Origin of the sequence: Actinomyces sp. ICM39, assembly GCF_000282935.1 — a bacterium.
Lineage (GTDB): Bacteria > Actinomycetota > Actinomycetes > Actinomycetales > Actinomycetaceae > Pauljensenia > Pauljensenia odontolytica_B.
Genome location: NZ_ALCB01000004.1, coordinates 1 through 5,133 on the forward strand (window position 1 = coordinate 1; position 5,133 = coordinate 5,133).

The following is a 5,133-nucleotide window of genomic DNA, read 5'->3' on the forward strand; positions in this document are numbered from 1 at the left end:
CCCCCATTCCCAAAACATACACAAACCTCTCGCCAGCTGCCCTGGTGCCTCTGTCGTACCTGATGGGCACGTCAAGCGAGGACCTGCTCTCCCTCGTCCTCAAACCGTCCGGCGCCGGATACGTTGCTCTCTTTGAGCGCCTACCCGCTTCCACGCACGCTGACGAGGCCACCGGCTTGGGCCAGCCAGCCTCAAGTCCTCGACAAACGACTCAGGAAAGCATAAGACACTACGGACTATGACAACGATCAGCGACGACGAGTTCATTGAAACAGTCGTTTCTTCTGCAAAAAGAGAAGTACATGAACTGGCCGAAGAACACATCATCTTCCCTGGACCGGATCCGCAGGTCCTCATTCACATCTGGCACGAGAACGCCTTTTATTTCGGCGGCACAAGTGAACGGTCTTACAGGCCTCGTGGCGACATACGCGCCAACGATCTGATCCCAGTTAAGCAATGGCTCGTGATGGAATTGTTTGACTTCCTTCGGCTTAGCTGGCAGCTGGAGGATATCGGCATTGCATTCAGACGACTCTCCCCCGCCCCACACTGGTCACAAGATCCCAAAACAGGAGAACTACTCCATGAGGGTTCATCCACGGGGATCATCGCAAACGACTCCTCACAGGTTGCCGCCAACCTTCCCTGGTTCCTGAAGCACTCGCCCGAACGCCTCCTCGAGATCGCACACATCGAAAGCACCAAGGAAGCCTGCCAGGCCCTGTTCGGCATGCCACGCGTCCCCTTCGCCTAAGCCCACGGACACACGGCGTAACACATGCCGTGGGAAGAATTGGCGGCACAGGCCATACCCCGGCCTCGTCCCCACAAACGGCGAGGCGGCGGGGGCTACACGCTCCCACCGCCTCACCCAGATACACGTCGGGGGCCGCACCAAGCCGGCGCGACCCCCGAGAATCAGATGCGATTACTTCGTGCGATTCGCACGGTAGTACTCGATGAGAGCGCGGGTGGACTGATCCTGCGCATCCAGGGCCTCGGACGAGCCCTCGATCGCGGGAAGAATCTGCTTAGCCAGCACCTTGCCCAGCTCGACGCCCCACTGGTCGAAGGAGTCGATACCCCACACGGCACCCTCGACGAAGGTGATGTGCTCGTACAGGGCGATCAGCTGGCCCAGGACCGAGGGGGTCAGGGCGGGGGCCATGATCGAGGTCGTGGGACGGTTGCCGGTGAACACGCGGGCGGAGACGATAGCCTCGGGCGTGCCCTCGGCGCGCACCTCCTCGCTGGTCTTACCGAAGGCCAGAGCCTTGGTCTGGGCGAAGAAGTTCGACAGGAACAGCTCGTGCATGTCGGCGTCGCCGTCACCCAGCGCCCACGTCGGGTTCGCAAACGCGATGAAGTCGGCGGGAACCATGCGGGTGCCCTGGTGGATCAGCTGGTAGAAGGCGTGCTGACCGTTGGTGCCGGGCTCACCCCAGAATACCTCGCCGGTCTCGTAGGTGACGGGGCTGCCGTCTCGGCGCACGGACTTGCCGTTGGACTCCATGGTCAGCTGCTGCAGGTACGCGGGGAAGCGGTGCAGGTACTGGGAGTAGGGCAGGACGGCGTGCGTGTCGGCGCCCAGGAAGTTGGAGTACCACACGTTGAGCAGGCCCATCAGCAGGGGCACGTTCTTCTCGGGCGCGGCCTCGGCGAAGTGGCGGTCCATCGCATGGAAGCCGGCGAGGAAGTCGGCGAAGCCCTCGGGGCCGATCGCGACGGCCAGGGAGGTGCCCACGGCGGAATCCACGGAGTAGCGGCCGCCCACCCAGCTCCAGAAGCCGAAGGCGTTGGCGGGGTCGATGCCGAACTCGGCGACCTTGTCCAGGGCGGTGGACACGGCGACGAAGTGCTTGGCGATCGCTTCCTTCTCGGAGGCCTCGTCGGTGACGATGCCGCGCTCACGCAGGCCGTCGAGCAGCCAGGCACGCACGACCTTGGCGTTCGTGATGGTCTCGAGCGTCGTGAAGGTCTTGGACGCGACGATCACGAGAGTCGTCTCGGGGTCCAGGTCCTTCGTGGTCTCGCCCGCGTCGGTGGGGTCGATGTTGGAGATGAAGCGGCACTCCAGGCCCTCCTGGACGTAGGGCTTGAGGGCCTCGTACGCCATGACGGGGCCCAGGTCGGAGCCGCCGATGCCGACGTTGACGACGGTCTTGACGGGCTTGCCGGTGATGCCGACCCACTCGCCGGAGCGGACGCGGCGGGCGAAGGCGTAAACCTTCTCGAGGACCTCGTGCACGTCGGCGATCACGTCCTGGCCGTCGACCGTCAGGGAGTCGGTCGCGGGGCGGCGCAGCGCGGTGTGCAGGACGGCGCGGTCCTCAGTGACGTTGATGTGCTCGCCCGCGTACATGCGGTCGCGCAGCTCCAGGACGCCGGTCTGCTCAGCGAGGGCGAGGAGGTGGCCCACCAGCGTGGGGCACACGAGGTTCTTCGACAGGTCGACGTGCAGGTCGGCAGCGTCGAAGGTGAAAGTCTGGGTGCGGTTGGGGTCGTCCGCGAACAGCTTGCGCAGGTCGGGATCGAAGTTGTCGGCCAGCTGGTCGAGCGTGTCCCACGCGGGGGTCATCGTCGGGTCGATCACGGGGATATCACTCATGGGGTCTCCTGACAGTAGAGATTGGTTCGCACTTTAGTTTAGCGGGGTCTGCGCCCCCGGTCACCCTCGTTTCTCGCTTCTGAAACGACGAGGCCGTGGCCCGCAAGTGCTCACGGAACCACGGCCTCGTACGGCGTCGGGAGAACCCGGTCAGGCGACCGGATCGTCGATGGGGATGGGAGTGGCTTCGATGCCCGGGTTCTGCAGCGACACGATGCGCTGGACGGGGACGAGGTCACGCCACCACTGGACGAAGGGACGACGATTCTCGATGTCGAGGTCGTCGAACATGTTCTTGACCGGCCGCGCCTCGACGGCGTTGCCGACCTGGCCGATGTAGTAGGCGCCGCGGTCGCCGCGATCGAACTGGTCGAGGAGCTGCTCGAAGGCCCGCGCCACGAGGCGCGTAGCCAGCAAGCGGTCGTACGGCGAGGGCGAGCCACCCTGCTGCATGTGGCCGAGGGCCTGGTGCCGCACGTCGTAGATCCCCTCGGACTCGGCGTTGAACACGTCGGCCAGGAACTCGCGGTCGTAGTACTGGGACGCCGACTCGTTGAGCAGCGTGAGGAACAGGCGTCGGCCGGACTTGAAGGAAGCGACCATCCGATCGGCGTCCGCGGCGATCTGCTCGAGGGAGGGGGACTCCTCGTTGATGTACATGTACTCCGCGCCGCTCGACAGGGCGCTCATGAGAGTCAGGTAGCCGCAGCGGCGCCCCATCGTCTCGGCGATGAAGCAGCGCTTGGAGGCCGCCGCGCTCTCCTTGATGCGGTCGATCGCCCACGTCGCGTTGTTGATTGCCGTGTCCGTGCCGATCGCAAGCTCGCAGCCCGGCAGGTTGTTGTCGATCGAGGCGGGGATGAGCAGCATCGGGATCTGGAACGCCGGGTAGCGGTCCTTCTCCGAGGTGATCGCGTGGACGCCCAGGTAGGCGTTCATGCCGCCGATGATGAGGAGGGCGTCGATCTCGTTGCGCTCGATGGCGCGACCCAGCGCGTAGAACTGCTCGACCGGCGGAATGTCACGCTTGGTCCCGAGCTCTGCGCCACCCTTGAAGGCCCAGCCTTCGACGTCCGACCAGCTCAGTTCACGCACGCGGTCATCCGCAAGCCCGCTCCACGAGCCGTCGACGCCGAGCATCGTCCATCCGCGCGCGATACCCAGGCGCACGGCCACGCGGGCCGCCGTGTTCATGCCGGGGGCCAGGCCGCCCGCATGCAGGATCGCGACGCGCTTGATCTCGCCCGTCGGCTCGGGGGTGAGCTGCGGGGGCGTGGACAGGATCTGGTTGATGCCCACCATCGACGAGAAGGACGAGCCGCGCGAGGCCTGGGCCGCGGCGTAGTCGCCGGCCGCGATCAGGTCCTTGACCGCGCGCGTGTCATGCACGGCCTTCATGAGGGGGATGCGGGTGATGCGGTTGCGTCGCACGCCCAGGATGACGGGCTCATCCTCGGGTGTGGATTCGAGGATCTCCTGGACGGCCGCGTAGCCCAGCAGTGTCGACATCCAGCGGTCGTAAGCCGACGGGGTGCCGCCGCGCTGAACGTGGCCGAGGATCGTCACGCGGGCGTCCTCACCGGTGCGTTCCTCGATCGTGTCGGCGATCAGCTGCGTCGACAGCTCGTTGCCGTCGCGGTCGTGGGCGCCCTCAGCCACCAGGACGATGGACTCGCGGCGGCCGGCCTCGCGGCCGAGGCGCAGGTGCTCGGCCAGGTCGTCCTGCCAGCCCGGGCCCGCCGGATCCTCGGGCGTGAACACGTAGTCGGCACCGCCCGCGACAGCCGCCATGAGGGGCAGGTAACCGCAGTGGCGACCCATGACCTCGACGACGAACGTGCGCTGGTGCGAGGCCGCCGTGCTGGTCAGCTGGTCAATAGCGTCCAGGATGCGGTGCAGCGCAGTGTCCGCACCGATCGTCATGTCCGTACCCACCATGTCGTTGTCGATCGAGCCAACAAGGCCGACGATGATGAGAGCCGGGTGCTCGGCGGCGGTCTCGGGCGAGATCACGCCCTCGGCGGCCAGCTCGGCGACGTGCTGCGCCCACTCGCCGCGGAACTCGTGCGTACCCGACAGGGATCCGTCGCCACCGATTACGACGAGGTGATCGATTCCGTGCTCGAGCAGGTTCGCGGCCGCGCGGTGGCGGCCCTCGTACGTGCGGAAGTCAGCGCTTCGAGCCGTGCCGATCACCGTGCCACCTTCGGCCAGGATCGAGGACACGTCCGACCACTCCATCTTCTTAATGGAATCGCCACCCACGCAGGCACCCTGCCAGCCTTCGTAGATCGCGTAGGGCTGTGCGCCGCGCGCGAGCGCCGTACGCACGACGGCTCGAACAGCCGCGTTCATTCCCTGGGCGTCACCGCCCGACGTGAGGACACCGATACGAACTGTGCTCATTTTTCTGCCATCTTTCGTTGACGGAGCGGGCCACGAGGCCCAGTGTGCCTATCGTTTCCTATTCTACGTGACCTGCGCCTCCGCTACTAGGGCCTTACTCCCATTTACTGAGCAAA

At 65.7% G+C, this 5,133-nt stretch carries 3 protein-coding genes; 1 reads left to right on the forward strand and 2 read right to left on the reverse strand.

Annotated elements, in window-relative coordinates; all coding sequences use genetic code 11:
• Positions 1-238 precede the first annotated feature (238 nt).
• A complete protein-coding gene (locus HMPREF1137_RS00070) occupies positions 239-757 on the forward strand; it encodes a hypothetical protein (RefSeq protein ID WP_007587402.1) in 519 nt (172 codons plus the stop codon).
• Positions 758-931: 174 nt separating this feature from the next.
• Here the strand turns inward: HMPREF1137_RS00070 and pgi are convergent, their stop codons facing one another.
• Together pgi and HMPREF1137_RS00080 are read right to left on the reverse strand one after the other, a co-directional pair.
• A complete protein-coding gene (gene pgi / locus HMPREF1137_RS00075) occupies positions 932-2,611 on the reverse strand; it encodes a glucose-6-phosphate isomerase (protein ID WP_007587401.1) in 1,680 nt (559 codons plus the stop codon).
• A gap of 150 nt (positions 2,612-2,761) precedes the next feature.
• Complete coding sequence (locus HMPREF1137_RS00080) at positions 2,762-5,017, reverse strand: 6-phosphofructokinase (RefSeq protein ID WP_007587400.1); 2,256 nt, start codon at positions 5,015-5,017, stop codon at positions 2,762-2,764.
• Positions 5,018-5,133 lie beyond the last annotated feature (116 nt).

What these genes read in the sequence shown, in the direction of transcription:
- HMPREF1137_RS00080 (WP_007587400.1), bottom strand. Translation starts at nt 5,017, where the DNA reads ATGAGCACAGTTCGTATCGGTGTCCTCACGTCGGGCGGTGACGCCCAG.
- HMPREF1137_RS00070 (WP_007587402.1), top strand. Translation starts at nt 239, where the DNA reads ATGACAACGATCAGCGACGACGAGTTCATTGAAACAGTCGTTTCTTCT.
- pgi (WP_007587401.1), bottom strand. Translation starts at nt 2,611, where the DNA reads ATGAGTGATATCCCCGTGATCGACCCGACGATGACCCCCGCGTGGGAC.